This is a genomic window from Rossellomorea sp. DA94 (assembly GCF_029834455.1).
Lineage (GTDB): Bacteria > Bacillota > Bacilli > Bacillales > Bacillaceae_B > Rossellomorea > Rossellomorea vietnamensis.
Window position 1 is genome coordinate 4,610,646 of sequence record NZ_CP122397.1, and the last position, 16,159, is coordinate 4,626,804.

Sequence of the window (16,159 nt, forward strand, 5' to 3'; positions counted from 1 at the left end):
GAACAGCCCCGACAAGCATAAGATGAATGGACGAAGAAGGCGTTGTTTTACCTTCTTGGGCCATTTAGCTTATGACCTCGAGGGGCTAGCCGCCGTAGCTGGACATGTGAGACCCCACGGGGCAGAGCCCGAGGAGGCTCAACTCACGCCCCGCGGAAAGCGAGCACCTGCAGCGGAAATCAACCAGCACTCACTCATCTATAAGCTACGAAAAAAGCCATAAAAAAAGCAGCAGAGACAAGTCTCTGCTGCTTTTAACTCGATGATATTATTCACCAGTAACGTATGGAAGTAATGCCATTGTACGAGCGCGTTTGATCGCACGAGTCAACTTACGTTGGTACTTAGCGTTTGTTCCAGTTACACGACGTGGAAGAATCTTTCCACGTTCAGATACGAATTTCTTAAGAAGATCAACATCTTTGAAATCGATATGTGTAATTCCGTTTGCTGTGAAGTAGCATACCTTACGGCGTCTACGTCCACCTCTACGTCCTCCTGCCATTTGTTTCGCCTCCTATCTTGTTAGGTTTGATATCGTTCGTTTAGAATGGCAGATCATCATCGGAAATGTCGATCGGCTGACCGTCATTAGCGAATGGATCCTCATCTACACGTGTATAGTTGTTGTTATTATTGTTGTTGCGTTGTTGATTCTGATTCTGACTATACGGATTTCCTTGGCCTTGGTCACGCTGACCTCCACCCGAATAGCCCGGACTTCCTCCACGATCGCCTTGATTCGCACTACGCGGTTCCAAGAACTGAACGCTTTCTGCTACAACTTCCGTCATAAACACACGACGTCCATCTTGTCCTTCGAAATTACGTGTTTGAATGCGACCGTCAACGCCAGCTAAGCTGCCTTTTTTAAGAAAGTTTGCTACATTCTCTGCAGGGCGACGCCATACAACACAGTTAATAAAATCTGCTTCCCGTTCTCCTGATTGATTCGTAAAACTACGATTGACAGCCAGTGTAAACGAAGCCACAGCCACTCCACTTGGAGTATATTTTAATTCAGGGTCTTTGGTTAAACGCCCTACTAATACAACTCGGTTCATCATCAGAATCAACCCCTTCCTTCTAGTTTACTGTTTCACGTGAAACAGATGATAGAAGTGTATATCTTAAAAAACGTACGGATTATTCTTCTTCTTTAACAACGATATGACGGATAATATCATCGCTGATTTTAGCTAAACGATCGAATTCGTTAACTGCATCAGAAGTAGCGCTCATCTTAACTAGTTGATAGAAACCATCACGAAAATCGTTGATTTCATACGCTAAACGACGTTTACCCCAATCTTTTGACTCGATGATTTCCGCGCCGTTAGTTGTTAAAACGTTATCGAAACGCTCAACTACTGCTTTCTTTGACTCGTCGTCAATGTTTGGGCGGACAATGTACATAACTTCGTACTTTCTCATCTGAATGTCACCTCCTCGTGGTCTATGCGGTCCTTTCTTTGTGAAAGAACAAGGAGCAATGCGTTCATTACTCACGAAATAAAATTATAGCATAGGTTATCTATTATTGCAATATGACGTAAAAAAAAAGACTAGAATCGAAACTCTAGTCTTTTTATATATAACTTACACGTTAAAGCGGAAGTGAATGATGTCTCCGTCTTTTACAAGGTATTCTTTCCCTTCCAAACGGACTTTTCCTGCTTCGCGGGCTGCACCCATTGTACCGGCAGCCACTAAATCTTCATAAGATACCGTTTCGGCACGGATGAATCCTCTTTCGAAGTCGGTGTGGATGACACCTGCACATTGAGGGGCTTTCATTCCTTCACGGAACGTCCAGGCACGGACTTCTTGTACACCTGCTGTGAAATAAGTAGCAAGTCCCAATAGGGAATAGGTAGCACGGATCAGCTGATCAAGGCCGGATTCCTCGATGCCTAATTCCTGCAGGAACATCGCCTTTTCTTCATCGTCAAGCTCTGCAATTTCAGATTCGATCTTCGCACAGACAACAATCACTTCTGCATTGTCGTCCTTCGCAAATTCACGTACTTTCTGAACATATTCGTTATCAGAAGGATCCGCGATCTCATCTTCACTTACGTTTGCTACATATAATACAGGCTTAGACGTCAGAAGATGAAGCTGCTTCACAAGCTTCATTTGCTCATCCGAGAACTCAACTGTACGAGCTGGTTGTTCTGCTTCCAACGCTTCTTTGATTTTCACAAGGATGTCGTGCTCAAATACCGCTTCTTTGTCTTTTTGCTTCGCCATTTTCTGAACTCTTGCCAGACGCTTATCCACCGTTTCAAGGTCGGCCAGGATCAACTCCAGGTTGATGACTTCGATATCCGCAATCGGATCTACTTTACCGGATACGTGTGTAATATTATCATCTGCAAAGCAACGGACAACCTGACAGATCGCATCCACTTGACGGATATGGGATAGGAATTTGTTCCCCAGTCCTTCTCCTTTACTTGCCCCTTTTACAATCCCGGCAATATCCGTGAATTCAAAGGCAGTGGGAACCGTCTTCTTCGGGTCCACAAGTTCTGTTAATTTATCGAGACGATGATCCGGAACCTCTACGATTCCTACGTTCGGATCAATGGTACAGAACGGGTAGTTCGCAGATTCTGCACCTGCTTTTGTAATTGCGTTGAATAGTGTGGATTTCCCTACGTTAGGTAGTCCCACAATACCAGCTGTTAATGCCATTTCAGTCACTCCTCATCCATATTCTTATCTATTAAAAATCCTGTAAGATCAAAAAACTAGTAAACGGTCGAACCTTTCACAATTATAGAGATAATAGTGGGAAAAGACAAGTGAAGCTTCCAGTGTTCCATAGGAAAACATCCCAGCAGAAAAAAGCATCCGCTCTTTGGGAAACGAGTGGATGCTCTTGATTACATTCATGTGAACATAAGGTGGATTAGGTCAAAAGAATTATGGGTAAAAAAAGAATACTTATTCTTCTTCACCGCTTGAGATGACTTTTTTCATTTTTTTCGCAAAGTCTTTTCTGGGGATCATGACACTGTGACCGCACCCGACACACTTGATGCGAATATCCATCCCCATACGGATCACTTTCCAGCGGTTCGTCCCACATGGATGAGGCTTCTTCATCTCTACAATATCATTTAATGTGAATGTCTTTGGTTCCACCGGTTATTCCTCCTTATTCGCTTTCAAGTCTTCTTTGCTTTTCACGGGGGTGAATCTCTTCTTCATCTTGACGTGAATACATCACCATACGAGGGAATGGAATCTCGATACCATGCGCATCCAGGCAAAGTTTCACTTCTTTCCTGATCATCCTGGCCATATACCAATGTCTCATCGGAACCGTTTCAGCAACGATACGAATGACGACATCGGATGCTCCAAGGGTTTGAACCCCCAACAGCTCAGGCGGATTCACAAGGTCTTCGTACTTTTGCGGCAAAGCGAGAAGAAGTTCCTGCATCACTTTCTCGGCTTCTTCAATATTTTCTTCGTATGCAATGCTGACATCCACGACTGCGATACTGTTATGGATGGAGAAGTTCGTCACTTCCGTAACATTCCCATTGGGGAAGATATGTAATTCCCCTGTCCAACTTTTGATTTTTGTCGTTCGCAGGCCGATCTCTTCGACGGTTCCCTCTGCAGAACCGATGCGAACATAATCGCCAACTGAAAATTGATCCTCGAAGATAATGAAAAAACCGGTGATGATATCACGTACCAGATTCTGTGCACCGAAACCGACGGCAAGGCCGACAATCCCGGCACCGGCGATGAGTCCTTTCACATCGATTTCCAGAGTCGATAATATAGTCATCAGACTGATGAAATAGATCACATAGGTCAGGACGTTTTCCAACAATTTGGATAAGGTCGCTTCCCTTCGTTCAGTGAACTTAAGAGGGGAGCGGGAACGGACTTTGAATACGTTTCGAATCGCAGACCTTCCTACCCTTAGGGCAAGATATGTAATAACCATAATGGCAATAATCTTTACAGCACCTGTTCCCAGGGCCATCCACATTTCATTATCTATCAGTTTCTCAGTAGCTTTATCAATCGTGTCATCTACCTTAGCTTTGGTATCATTTGCACTCATATATCGAACCTCCACTTATCATTCAATAAGAAGTATTCCTTATTTTATCAACTTTCCCTCTCCTTGTGTAGATATAACCTCATAAAGAATAGTTTCTAGAAAATTTTTATTTTATGAAAAATTGGAGTTTATTATGTATGAAAAAAAGAAATCGTCCGTATACTGATAATACTTAAATAGTATGATTCTGGTGGCAAGACCTGACATAGTCAATTTCAACATAATCCCCCTAATCACATTCAAAGGAGTGGAAGCGATGAATCTAAAAAAAGGACTATTTGAACGAAGATCTGAACCTTTTAGAGTCCTTCATCAGGAAGAGCGTGCGGCACAGGATCTTTCTGTTCAATTGTCGTCGATGCTTCCCACTTATTATCGTACAAGGCCCATCGTGTTTGTCTGTATCGGTACGGACCGTTCGACAGGGGATTCATTGGGGCCTTTGGTTGGCACACTAATAGAGGAACAGGATATTAAACCATTCCATGTCTATGGGACATTGGATGATCCGATCCATGCCGTCAATCTGGAAGAGAAGCTCAAGGATATCTCTTCTAAACATATCAATCCCTTTATCATAGGTGTAGATGCCTGTCTTGGACGATTAAAGAGTGTTGGTGCCATCCAGTTGAGTGAAGGCCCTTTGCGCCCGGGAGCCGGAGTCAATAAAGAGCTGCCTGAGGTCGGAGAGATTCATTTGACCGGTATTGTAAATGTCAGTGGGTTCATGGAGTTCTTTGTCCTGCAGAATACCCGTTTGAATCTTGTCATGAAAATGGCGAGGACGATTGCCGAAGCGATTGTGCTGGCAGGTCATTCTGTAGAACGGAGAAATGCCGTCAGTATCGAAAAATGGCGGGAAGAATTGCAGCAGTAAAGAGAAAAGGGAGATGGCGCGTTACGCCATCTCCCTTTTTGATTACATATACAAATGATAGGCGTGGATGATTCCGACCACCATGCCCACCACGATAATGCCCGGAAGTAAATTGGCGACTCTTATTTTCGTAACACCCAGGAGGTTGAGTCCAATCGCAAAAATCATGATGCCTCCTGTTGACGTCATTTCGACAATATAAGCATCCATCAATTCCTGAGGCACCCATTGATGGATCTGAGTAGCGAATAGGGCGATGATTCCTTGATACAGGACGACTGGAATGGCCGAGAACATGACACCGATCCCGAGGGTCGTCGTTAAGATTAAAGAAGTAAATCCATCAATGATCGATTTGGTCAGAAGAACATCATGATCTCCCCTGATCCCGCTGTCCAGCGCACCGATCACGGCCATTGCCCCAATGACAAAAATCAGGGTGGCGGTTACAAAACCTTGAGAAATGGACGTTTCATTTTTGCTGCCTATCTTCGTTTCTAACCAATTCCCCAGGGCATTGAGCTTGTCCTCGAGATTCATCCACTCTCCCCAGGCAGCACCAAGGGCAAGGCTGATGATCACGATGAGAAAGTTTTCACTTTTCAACCCCATCTGTAAACCAAGAACGATAACGGCGAGTCCGATCGCTTTCATGACCGTTCCCTTCATATCTTCAGGTATGCGATGCAGGATTTTCCCGAGAAGCGTCCCGATAATAATACATACTCCATTTACTAGCGTTCCTAAAAGTACCATGACGTTTCCCCTTATGATTATTTCCCAAAGAATAGTATATGTACCATATGGAAGGGGACTAACTTAAATGGAATATAATATACCACTTAAGTCAGTCCCTTGATGCTACTGCAATAATTCTAAAATCCGATCCAGGTCTTCCTTCGAAAAGAATTCCAGTTCGATTTTCCCTTTTTTCTTCGATTGTTTAATCGTTACGGTTGTACCGAAGCGTTCCCGCAAGAGTGATTCCTGTTCCTGGATGAAAACATCTTTCCGCTCGTTCTTTTTTGTTTCACGTGGAACATTGTCATTGGCTTCTTGAATGATTTTTTCTAATTGACGGACGTTTAATGATTCTTTCAGGATCCGATTCACAATCATGGACAACTTCTTTTTATCTTTCAATCCAAGAAGGGCACGTCCATGTCCCATTGACAGCTTCCCTTCAGAAATCAGTTCCTGAACGGGTGCAGGAAGGGAGAGTAAGCGAATATGGTTCGCGATATGAGGTCGGCTCTTCCCTAATCGTTTCGCCAGTTCTTCCTGAGTAAGATTTAATTTATCCATCAGCATTTGATAGGCTGCGCCTTCCTCGATAGGCGTCAGGTCCTCGCGTTGAAGGTTTTCCAAAACGGCAAGTTCCATCATTCGTTGATCATTCAATTCACGCACGACGACGGGAACTGTCTCTAACTTAGCCGCCGTAGCTGCACGGTAGCGGCGTTCACCGACCACAATCTCATACCCTTTAATGGACTTACGGACAATGATCGGTTGGAGGATCCCATGCTCCAGTATCGATTCTTTCAATTCTTCGATTGCCTGCGGCTCAAAGATCTTTCGTGGCTGATAAGGGTTCGGCCTTATTTCTTTCAGGCTCACTTCCTGGACGGACTCTTCATTTTGGGTTGTTTGCATATTAGTAAAGAGAGCATTGATGCCCTTTCCTAAACCTTTAGCCATTCGCCACCACTTCCTTTGCCAGTTCTAAATAAACTTCTGCTCCCCTGGATTTCGCATCATAGATGATAATCGGTTCACCATGACTGGGTGCTTCACTTAAACGAACATTACGTGGGATAATTGTGCGATACACTTTGTCTTGAAAATATTTTTTCACTTCTTCAATGACCTGGATCCCCAAATTGGTCCTGGCATCAAGCATCGTTAACAATACACCATCAATCATAAGGTCATGATTCAGATGCTTCTGCACTAAACGGACCGTGCTTAACAGCTGACTTAATCCCTCGAGGGCATAATATTCACACTGGACCGGTATAACGACAGCATCCGAAGCGGTTAACGCATTGATCGTCAGGAGTCCCAATGAAGGGGGACAATCGATAATGATGAAATCGAATTCGTCCTTTACCTTCTCCAGCGCTTTCTTTAAACGGACTTCACGGGAGATGGTCGGAACCAATTCAATTTCCGCTCCTGCAAGTGAAATCGTTGCAGGGACAATCGATAAGTTCTCTACTTTTGATTGTTTGATCGTATCTTTCACATCTACATCATCCACTAACACATCATAGATACACTGTTGTACATCCCCTTTTTCCACGCCGACACCACTAGTGGCGTTTCCCTGAGGGTCGATATCTACAAGTAAAACCTTTTTCCCTATATAAGCTAAACAAGCCCCCAAATTGACGGATGTCGTGGTCTTTCCCACCCCGCCTTTCTGGTTTGTAACGGCTACGATTCTGCCCAAGGTTGTCACCTACCTTTTGACTTCCTAAGATTGATTTCAATTTTACACAGTATTCTTTTATTCTATCAAAATTCCCGGATAATTGTCTGTCAATTTTTCAAAAAGAAACACCTTTCCATAAATAGGAAGGGTTCTGTTGTTCTTGCAATAAAAAAAGTGAGAAACGGATCGGATATGTTTCTCACTTTTAGACTACGAATCTATTTTTTTTTCGGAATACGAATGGTGAATTGATAGAATTCCTCGTGCTCTTCTTCTTCTGAGTCGAGATTGATTCCGCTATCGGATACCATGGACAGCGATTGTCGGATCGTATTCACGGCAATTCTCATGTCTTTGCTGAAGGCCTTCCTTTTAGGCTTCGGCTTTTGGGTCGTTCCTTCTTGCATTTTCACAACCCGGTCTTCGGTCTGTTTGACATTCAAGCTCTTTTCAATGATTTCCTGAAGAAGCTGGATTTGCTTTTCAGCATTCTTCAAAGGAATCAAAGCCCTGGCGTGACGTTCAGTGATTTGTTTATCTAGTAGGGCTGATTGAATTTCTTCTGGAAGCTTTAGGAGACGAAGCTTGTTCGCCACGGTTGATTGTCCTTTTCCTAAGCGTTGAGCAAGGGCTTCTTGAGTTAGATCATGTAATTCCAACAGTTTTCCATATGCGATTGCTTCCTCTATAGGAGAGAGTTCTTCTCTTTGTAAGTTCTCAATTAATGCGACAGAGGCTGTTTCTGTATCATTAAGATTCTTCACAATCGCCGGTACGGTTTCCCAGCCAAGCTTTTGAACGGCTCTGTATCTCCGTTCACCCGCAATGATCTCAAACTGGTCATCATCGTACTGTCTCACCACGATCGGCTGGATGATGCCATGAGTATGAATCGTTCTGGATAACTCTTCTATCTTTTCATCATTAAACACAGTCCTTGGTTGAAATCGATTCGGGATGATTTGTGAGACCTGTATCTTCCTCACTTCATCACGATCTTCTTCCACTACATTCGACTCTTCAGATTCAACATCTTGCTCCTTTTCACCTAGGCCAAAAAAACGAGAGAAAGGATGCTTCATCTTCCTACACCACCTTTAAGAAACTCCCTTTATTAATATTCTCTAAAATATGTCCATTTCCTGCCTTCTCACTATATGTCGATTATACCATGACCGATGAAGGCAGGAGAGTGACCATACTATTCTAACGGTAATTTATTCGGGGTCCCGGGTTTTCTGGGATATTTGTTAGGCGTTTCTTTCACTTTGTTGATTTTCACGATTTTCCGTTCACTTTCCTCTTCAGGAAGGATGAAGGAATACATTTTATCGGTTTGTCCACCAAGTGTCCCGATGGCTTTCTTTGCGTTGGACAGCTCTTCATTGACATTGGAAGCCTTCATGGCGACAAATGCTCCACCTTTTTTCACAAGCGGCAGGCATAATTCGCTTAAAACGGACATTCTGGCTACGGCTCTTGCAGTAACCATATCATATTTTTCACGGTGAGCCTTATTTTTTCCAAATGTCTCTGCACGATCATGATAAAAATGGGTATTTGCAAGTCCCAGTTCATCCGACAAATGATTTAAGAATGTAATGCGCTTATTCAAGGAATCAACAATCGAAATATGTAGATGCGGGAAGCATATTTTAAGCGGGATACTTGGGAAACCGGCACCAGCCCCAACATCACACAGAGATTGAACTTCCGTGAAGTCGACATAGAATGCTGCACTGATTGAATCGTAAAAATGCTTTAAATACACGTCTTCTTTGTCAGTGATTGCCGTCAAATTCATTTTTTCATTCCATTCAACAAGCAATTCATAATAACGTTCAAACTGATCTAATTGCTTGGAAGAAAGGGAAATCCCCTTCTCCTCAAGCATTGATTGAAATTCATTTACGTTCATGAAATGATCCTTCCTTTACTTCTATTGATCACCGGATACCTTGGCGATTTTCCCCTGTTCAATATAGACCATCAAAATGGATACGTCTGCAGGGTTCACGCCTGAAATGCGGGAGGCCTGTGCAAGAGAAAGAGGCTGGACCTCGATCAATTTCTGTCTTGCTTCAGAAGCCAATCCGCTGATTGCACTGTAATCAATGTTCTCAGGAATTCGTTTATTTTCCATCTTCTTCATTTTATCGACCTGTTGAAGGGATTTTTCAATATACCCCTCGTATTTCACCTGGATTTCCACTTGTTCTTCTACATCGGGATCAAGCTCAATGTCACTTGGGACAAGTGCCTTAATATGGCTGTAATTCATTTCCGGCCGCTTCAGGAGATCAGCTGCCAGTATCCCGTCTTTCAGCTCGCTTCCGCCTGCTTCACGGATAACCCTTTGAGTTTCTTCACTCGGTTTGATGCGAACGGATTCAAGTCGCTTCTTCTCGGCAGATATCGCTTCTTTCTTCGCCGTGAATCGTTCAAAGCGATCCTCTGAGATCAATCCGATCTTATGACCGATATCCGTTAAACGAAGATCGGCATTATCATGACGGAGCAACAAGCGGTATTCCGCACGTGATGTCAAAAGACGATACGGTTCGTTCGTCCCTTTTGTCACGAGGTCATCGATCAGTACCCCGATATAAGCATCTGACCGGCTTAAGATCACTTCGTCTTTATCAAGTGCACGGCAAGCAGCGTTGATTCCTGCCATCAATCCTTGTCCAGCCGCTTCTTCATAGCCGGATGTTCCATTGATTTGCCCCGCGGTATACAGATTTTTAATTTTTTTCGTCTCAAGTGTCGGCCATAATTGCGTCGGTACGATGGAATCATACTCGATGGCATAACCGGCACGCATCATTTGTACTTTTTCAAGACCCGGAATGGTCTGCAGGATTTTTTGCTGAACATCTTCAGGCAGGCTTGTCGATAACCCTTGAACATACACTTCTTGAGTATTTCTTCCTTCCGGCTCTAGGAAGATCTGATGACGCGGCTTGTCGTGGAAACGCACGACTTTATCTTCAATAGAAGGACAGTACCGAGGTCCCGTTCCTTTGATCATACCTGAATACATTGGCGAACGATGTAGATTGTCGTCGATCAGTTGATGAGTCAGTTCATTCGTATACGTCAGCCAGCATGGAAGTTGATCCGTGATGTATTTGGTCGTTTCATAGCTGAATGCACGTGGTACGTCATCACCTGGCTGAATCTCCGTTTTCGAATAATCGATGGTCGAGCTATTGACCCGCGGCGGTGTCCCGGTTTTAAACCGAACCGTATCGAAACCGAGTTCATGCAAGTGATCAGATAATCTGATGGAAGGCTGTTGGTTATTGGGACCACTTGAATATTTCAGGTCTCCCAAGATGATTTCTCCACGAAGGAATGTACCCGTGGTGATGACGACCGTTTTGGCACGGTAAGCGGCACCTGTCATCGTGACGACACCTTTACATTCATTATCCTCCACGATCAATTCCTCAACCATTCCCTGCATCAAGGTCATGTTCGGTTCGTTTTCAATTGTCCGCTTCATTTCATTCTGGTAAAGAAATTTATCTGCCTGCGCGCGCAATGCACGTACAGCAGGACCTTTTCCTGTATTCAACATCCTCATTTGTATATGCGTTTTATCTATGTTACGACCCATCTCTCCACCGAGAGCGTCGATTTCCCTTACAACGATCCCCTTTGCCGGTCCACCGACAGATGGATTACACGGCATAAAGGCGACCATATCCAGGTTAATGGTGACCATTAACGTTTTTGCTCCCATACGTGCAGAAGCAAGTCCCGCTTCTACCCCGGCATGGCCAGCACCAATGACAATGACATCATATTGCCCTGCGTCATATTGCATGGTTTGTTATTTCCTCCTTGTCGGACGGATAAGTACCGTCCACATTATAATAGTGTTTATTTTCCTAAGCAGAACTGAGAAAACAGCTGATCAATCAGGCTTTCATGAACGCTATCCCCGATGATTTCACCTAATAGTTCCCACGTTCTCGTCAGATCGATCTGTGCAATATCGATCGGTGTCCCCATTTCCACACTGTCGATCGCTTCATTGATTGCAAGGGATGCCTGGTTGAGTAAGGCGATATGACGACTGTTGGACACATATGTCATATCCCCCGCTTCGATGGATCCCGCAAAGAATAAGGATGAAATGGCTTCTTCCAGTTCATCGATTCCCTGTTCCTCCAGTAAAGCCGTTGTCACCAGCTGATGATTTTCGGAAAGCTTTCTTACCTTATCTATATCAATCTTCTGAGGCAGATCCGTTTTGTTCACGATGACAATGACGTCCATTCCCCTCACCGCTTCGAATAACTGTTCATCCTCAAAGGTCAATTCATCCGCATAATTGAGCACGAGTAGTATTAAATCGGCTTCCTTCAACACCTGTCTCGAGCGTTCGACGCCGATCCGTTCAACGATGTCTTCGGTCTCACGAATCCCGGCCGTATCAACAAGACGGAGAGGGACTCCCCTTACGTTGACATATTCCTCGATCACATCACGTGTGGTTCCCGGAATATCCGTCACAATGGCTTTATTTTCGTGAACAAGGCTGTTCAAGAGGGATGATTTCCCTACATTGGGCCGTCCGATGATTACCGTAGAAAGACCTTCCCTTAAAATCTTCCCTTGTTCAGAGGTTCGAACCAGCCGTTCAATTTCATCCCGGACGTGTTTGGATTTTTCCAAAAGTACGTTATGCGTCATCTCTTCAACATCATCATACTCCGGATAATCGATATTCACTTCCACATGGGCAAGTGTTTCAAGGATTTCCTGCCGGAGCTTCCTAATCAAATTGGAAAGGCGGCCTTCCATTTGATTCAGGGCTACATTCATGGCCCGGTCGGTTTTCGCCCGAATGAGATCCATCACCGCTTCTGCCTGAGAAAGGTCAATTCGGCCATTCAGGAAAGCACGCTTCGTGAATTCACCGGGTTCTGCGAGTCTCGCCCCGTTTTTCAACACCAGCTGCAGAACCTTATTCACCGACACAAGTCCTCCGTGGCAGTTGATCTCGATAATGTCTTCCCGGGTGAATGTCTTTGGTCCTCTCATCACGGAAACCATGACCTCTTCCACCACTTGATCGGTGTCGGGATCAACGATATGTCCATAATGAATAGTATGGGATGCAAATTCCTTCATGGAACTCCCCTTCATTCCCTTAAAGACTTTATCACCGATATCGAATGCCAGCTCACCGCTCAAACGGACGATGGCGATCGCTCCCTCTCCCATCGGAGTGGATATGGCTGCAATTGTATCTAATTCCATTATGTTCACCTCTCTTATAGCTGACCTATTTATATGAAATGTATAGTATAAAGTAACGTTTCCCCAAATTATTAGAATATCACATTCCGTTTTAATACTAAAGAAAGGAAACCCTTTGTTCGTCACCAAATAATGTTATCCACATAGATAACATCTCATCTCTATTATTTTAACTTATCCACATGTGAATAACAATAAACCGGGATGAAAATAAGAATAGGCAGGAGGTAAAGAATGGATAAGTGGAGAGGAGAATGTTGGAATAATATTTTCCATTCTGCAAAATATGACAAATTCCGCAAGCCGCTTAACCAAAAAAAAACGATCCCCCGAAAGGAATCGTCTTTCATTATTTTGGTGCAATGACAATGTATCGATTGGGTTCTCTTCCCTCTGAATGGGTATCGACCCTTTTGGAATCCACTAAAGCGGTGTGGATCACTTTTCGTTCATAAGAGGGCATCGGTTCCAATGAAACAGAGCGATTGGTGCGCAGTGCCTTTTCTGCTAAACGTTCCGCAAGCGTTGTCAGCGTCTGCTTCCGTCTTTCCCGATAGTTTTCGGCATCCAACAGGATCGTGATGAACTGACCGGATACCCGATTGGCGACCAATTGCGACAAATGTTGAAGAGCATTCAACGTTTGTCCTCTTTTGCCAATCAATAGAGCCATTTTTTCACCGGAAATGTTGAATTCCACATCTCTTCCATCCCTTTTCACATCTATGGTCGCTTCCACGCCCATTTCACGTGCTACGGATAGAAGAAAATTCTTCGCTTCCTCTACCGGATCAACCGCTTTCTTCACTTGGACGACTGCCTGCCTTCCGCCGAACAATCCGAATAAACCTTTTTTACCTTGATCAATGACGTCGATCTCTGCTTCTTCTTTGGTGATATTCAGTTGAGACAAGGCTGATTCAATGGCTTCTTCCACCGTTTGACCAGTCGCTTCTACTTCTCTCACTTTTTCTTTCCTCCCGAATTCCCACCAGCTTTGACTGCTTGCGCTTCTTTAATCTCAGGTCCCTTGATGAAGTAGGTTTGAGCAATCATGAATAGATTTCCGACCACCCAGTAAAGGGATAGAGCTGCAGGGAAGTTAATCGCAAAAATGATGATCATGACCGGCATGATATAAAGCATCATGGCCATTTGCGGATTCTGATTCGCTGTACCCGCCATCATTAATTTTTGTTGGATGAACGTTGTTAAACCTGCTACTAAAGGTAAAATATAGTATGGATCAGGATTACCGAGATCGAACCATAAGAAGTTATGCGCTTTGATTTCCTGTGTTCTGACGATCGCATGGTAGAAACCGATCAAGATCGGCATTTGAACGATCAATGGTAAACAACCCGCTAACGGATTCACCCCGTGACTTTGGAATAAAGCCATCGTTTCTTGTTGAAGCTTTTGCTGAGTTTGTGCATCTTTAGAGCTATATTTTTCACGCAGTTTTTTCATTTCAGGTTGTAATGCCTGCATGGCTTTTGAATTTCTCGTTTGTTTGATCATCAATGGCAGAATCGCTAAACGAATGAGCAATGTAACGATGACAATCGCTAATCCGTAAGATCCGCCCATGAATTCTGCAACCATGGTAATCAATTGCGATAAAGGATAGACAATATATTCATTCCATATTCCGCTACTATCAGATGTAATCGGCTTATTGTAATCTGTACAACCTGATAGAATAGCCATTAGCCCAATGATTCCCACCAGGGCTATCATTCTCTTTTTCACCCTTATTTTCCTCCCAACTAATATCTTTCAAATAAAATGTAAACAAGTACCATCATCCCGTACCCAAAAAAAGTACAATCCCTCGTATTGTAACATCTTTTCCTTGGCTTGTGATGACGAAACCTGTCATTCTCTCAAAATGTTATGACTTCTTCCTATCATATTTGCCATAAGAAGACCTTTTCAATACTTTTCCTCTTTTTAATACATGGGTGAGACTCCCCTTCACCTCATGGAAATTCATGTCGGCCGCCGGTTTTCTGGCGATGATAAGATAATCGTACTGATCGTGCACCTCTTCTTGTAATTCTAAGAAAGCCTGCCTCACGTAACGCTTGATCTGATTACGGCACACAGCATTCCCGATTTTCTTACTGACGGAAATCCCGATTCGAAATGGCTGAGGCTCTTCCTTCTTTAATAGATACAAGACGAATTGACGATTCGCGAAGGATGTTCCTTTTTTAAATATTTCCTGGAACTCTTTATTTTTCTTTACTCTTTGTTCTTTCCGCATGGACCACACCTAATTTTCATTTTTGTCTTGATCTAACCTCGACATTATTGGCTCATTCATATGAAATTATAAGTACTTTTTCTCGTTAACCATAATACGAACGAGCCAAATCGTCTTATTTCCTAATAGAAAGGAAAAAAAAGACCACTGAGTCAGTTCAGTGGTCTAGGCAGATAGTACTTTTCTTCCTTTGCTGCGACGGCGAGCTAAAACATTGCGTCCGTTTTTAGAGCTCATACGTGCACGGAAACCGTGATTCTTTTTTCTTTTGCGGTTATTTGGTTGAAACGTTCTTTTCATCTATGACACCTCCCTGAAGGATATCTTTAAAAAAAGTTAAAGACATTCCTCACTATTATAAAGACGGTACCCATAAAAAGTCAACACTCAGATTATTTTTCTTTTTAAGTGTTAGTTAATCCGTCTTTACTCATTTGCTTTGAGCCAGTGGTGGTTGATTTCCGCTGCAGGTGCTCGCTTTCCGCGGGGCTGGCGGTGAGCCTCCTCAGGCTTCGCCTTCCGGGGTCTCACCTGTCCAGCGTTTCCCGCAGGAGTCGAGCACCTTTCGCTTCAATCAACTATTTGAGTTTTTTAGACATCTTATCCGATAAGAATAAACGCATTAAAAATCATTCCGGTGCTTTTTAGGGTTCCAGCTACTCTTTTAACCACCTAATTTTTTCTTTACAAGATTTCCTTCGATCGTCATGCCTCTCCAAGAACACTCAAATGACTCATCCTTATTTTCCTTCTACAAACCCTATCCCATTTTTCTATTTAACGTGCCTGTGGATAGGATTCGACATGGTTTTAAATTATCCACAACACATACTGACAACTTTTTCACAAGTTCTTGGGTTGTGGACAATTTCATTCCACAAGGTGTGGGGGGTTGTGGATAAAATTTAAAAAGCATTGCACCTCTAAGGATATTTTGATATGATTATTGTGTTTTCACTCTTGATAACTGTGTTTACGGAAATAACTTATCCACAAAATGTGGATATCATGTGGGTAACTTATACAGAGGGTTTGTAAAACGTTGTCCACAAGTGGTGGATAATGTCGAAAAACCATTTTCCTTCCTTATTATATATATTTTCCACATTCAACGAATTGTATTTTTATAAAATAGCATGAGTTTAAGGAATGTATAGCACGTAATGATTGTACAGAAGTTATACAAACTAAGAAAAGGAGGGATCAGGA

Annotated in this window: 18 protein-coding genes; 1 reads left to right on the forward strand and 17 read right to left on the reverse strand. The window is 43.3% G+C overall.

Annotation, left to right across the window (positions count from 1 at the left end; all coding sequences use genetic code 11):
* Positions 1–268: 268 nt before the first annotated feature.
* From rpsR to P8596_RS23765, 6 genes are all read right to left on the reverse strand, one after another.
* Positions 269–505, reverse strand: coding sequence for a 30S ribosomal protein S18 (rpsR, locus tag P8596_RS23740; RefSeq protein ID WP_034764780.1), 237 nt, complete (start codon positions 503–505; stop codon positions 269–271).
* A 40-nt stretch (positions 506–545) separates the two neighbouring features.
* On the reverse strand, positions 546–1,067 hold the full coding sequence (ssb, locus tag P8596_RS23745; RefSeq protein WP_254652726.1) for a single-stranded DNA-binding protein: 522 nt from the start codon (positions 1,065–1,067) through the stop codon (positions 546–548).
* A 79-nt stretch (positions 1,068–1,146) separates the two neighbouring features.
* Complete coding sequence (gene rpsF / locus P8596_RS23750) at positions 1,147–1,434, reverse strand: 30S ribosomal protein S6 (protein ID WP_034764776.1); 288 nt, start codon at positions 1,432–1,434, stop codon at positions 1,147–1,149.
* 165 nt (positions 1,435–1,599) lie between these two features.
* Complete coding sequence (gene ychF, locus P8596_RS23755; protein ID WP_060674606.1) at positions 1,600–2,700, reverse strand: redox-regulated ATPase YchF; 1,101 nt, start codon at positions 2,698–2,700, stop codon at positions 1,600–1,602.
* Positions 2,701–2,952: 252 nt separating this feature from the next.
* The gene (locus P8596_RS23760) at positions 2,953–3,153 is read right to left on the reverse strand and encodes a DUF951 domain-containing protein (RefSeq protein WP_034764770.1); all 201 of its coding nucleotides are present in this window, start codon (positions 3,151–3,153) and stop codon (positions 2,953–2,955) included.
* A 13-nt stretch (positions 3,154–3,166) separates the two neighbouring features.
* Positions 3,167–4,093 (reverse strand): mechanosensitive ion channel family protein, encoded by a 927-nt coding sequence (locus P8596_RS23765; protein ID WP_224522417.1) that lies wholly within the window; start codon positions 4,091–4,093, stop codon positions 3,167–3,169.
* Positions 4,094–4,349: 256 nt separating this feature from the next.
* Between P8596_RS23765 and yyaC the strand changes: the two genes are divergently transcribed.
* Entirely contained in the window at positions 4,350–4,970 is a 621-nt protein-coding gene (gene yyaC / locus P8596_RS23770) for a spore protease YyaC (protein ID WP_224522416.1), read from the forward strand.
* A 42-nt stretch (positions 4,971–5,012) separates the two neighbouring features.
* Here yyaC and P8596_RS23775 read toward each other — a convergent pair whose 3' ends face one another.
* The 11 genes from P8596_RS23775 to rpmH all read right to left on the reverse strand — a co-directional run bounded on the left by P8596_RS23775 (position 5,013) and on the right by rpmH (position 15,250).
* Complete coding sequence (locus tag P8596_RS23775; protein WP_254652727.1) at positions 5,013–5,726, reverse strand: DUF554 domain-containing protein; 714 nt, start codon at positions 5,724–5,726, stop codon at positions 5,013–5,015.
* A 105-nt stretch (positions 5,727–5,831) separates the two neighbouring features.
* Complete coding sequence (locus P8596_RS23780) at positions 5,832–6,671, reverse strand: ParB/RepB/Spo0J family partition protein (RefSeq protein WP_061811184.1); 840 nt, start codon at positions 6,669–6,671, stop codon at positions 5,832–5,834.
* A complete protein-coding gene (locus P8596_RS23785; protein WP_034764762.1) occupies positions 6,664–7,425 on the reverse strand; it encodes a ParA family protein in 762 nt (253 codons plus the stop codon). Before P8596_RS23785 ends, P8596_RS23780 begins: the two co-directional genes overlap by 8 nt.
* Before the next feature lie 200 nt (positions 7,426–7,625).
* Entirely contained in the window at positions 7,626–8,489 is an 864-nt protein-coding gene (noc, locus tag P8596_RS23790; protein ID WP_159363164.1) for a nucleoid occlusion protein, read from the reverse strand.
* Positions 8,490–8,608: 119 nt separating this feature from the next.
* Positions 8,609–9,325 carry a 16S rRNA (guanine(527)-N(7))-methyltransferase RsmG gene (gene rsmG, locus P8596_RS23795; protein ID WP_279725456.1) on the reverse strand — a complete coding sequence of 239 codons (717 nt, stop codon included), beginning with the start codon at positions 9,323–9,325 and terminating at the stop codon, positions 8,609–8,611.
* Between the two features lie 21 nt (positions 9,326–9,346).
* A complete protein-coding gene (mnmG, locus tag P8596_RS23800; RefSeq protein WP_279725457.1) occupies positions 9,347–11,239 on the reverse strand; it encodes a tRNA uridine-5-carboxymethylaminomethyl(34) synthesis enzyme MnmG in 1,893 nt (630 codons plus the stop codon).
* A gap of 56 nt (positions 11,240–11,295) precedes the next feature.
* Positions 11,296–12,681 (reverse strand): tRNA uridine-5-carboxymethylaminomethyl(34) synthesis GTPase MnmE, encoded by a 1,386-nt coding sequence (mnmE, locus tag P8596_RS23805; RefSeq protein ID WP_034764754.1) that lies wholly within the window; start codon positions 12,679–12,681, stop codon positions 11,296–11,298.
* 349 nt (positions 12,682–13,030) lie between these two features.
* Positions 13,031–13,648, reverse strand: coding sequence for an RNA-binding cell elongation regulator Jag/EloR (jag, locus tag P8596_RS23810; protein WP_279725458.1), 618 nt, complete (start codon positions 13,646–13,648; stop codon positions 13,031–13,033).
* Entirely contained in the window at positions 13,645–14,433 is a 789-nt protein-coding gene (gene spoIIIJ / locus P8596_RS23815) for a YidC family membrane integrase SpoIIIJ (protein WP_034764750.1), read from the reverse strand. The genes jag and spoIIIJ overlap by 4 nt, the downstream gene beginning before the upstream one ends.
* Positions 14,434–14,575: 142 nt before the next feature.
* Complete coding sequence (rnpA, locus tag P8596_RS23820; protein ID WP_034764749.1) at positions 14,576–14,950, reverse strand: ribonuclease P protein component; 375 nt, start codon at positions 14,948–14,950, stop codon at positions 14,576–14,578.
* Between the two features lie 165 nt (positions 14,951–15,115).
* Entirely contained in the window at positions 15,116–15,250 is a 135-nt protein-coding gene (gene rpmH / locus P8596_RS23825; protein ID WP_034764748.1) for a 50S ribosomal protein L34, read from the reverse strand.
* Positions 15,251–16,159: the final 909 nt, after the last annotated feature.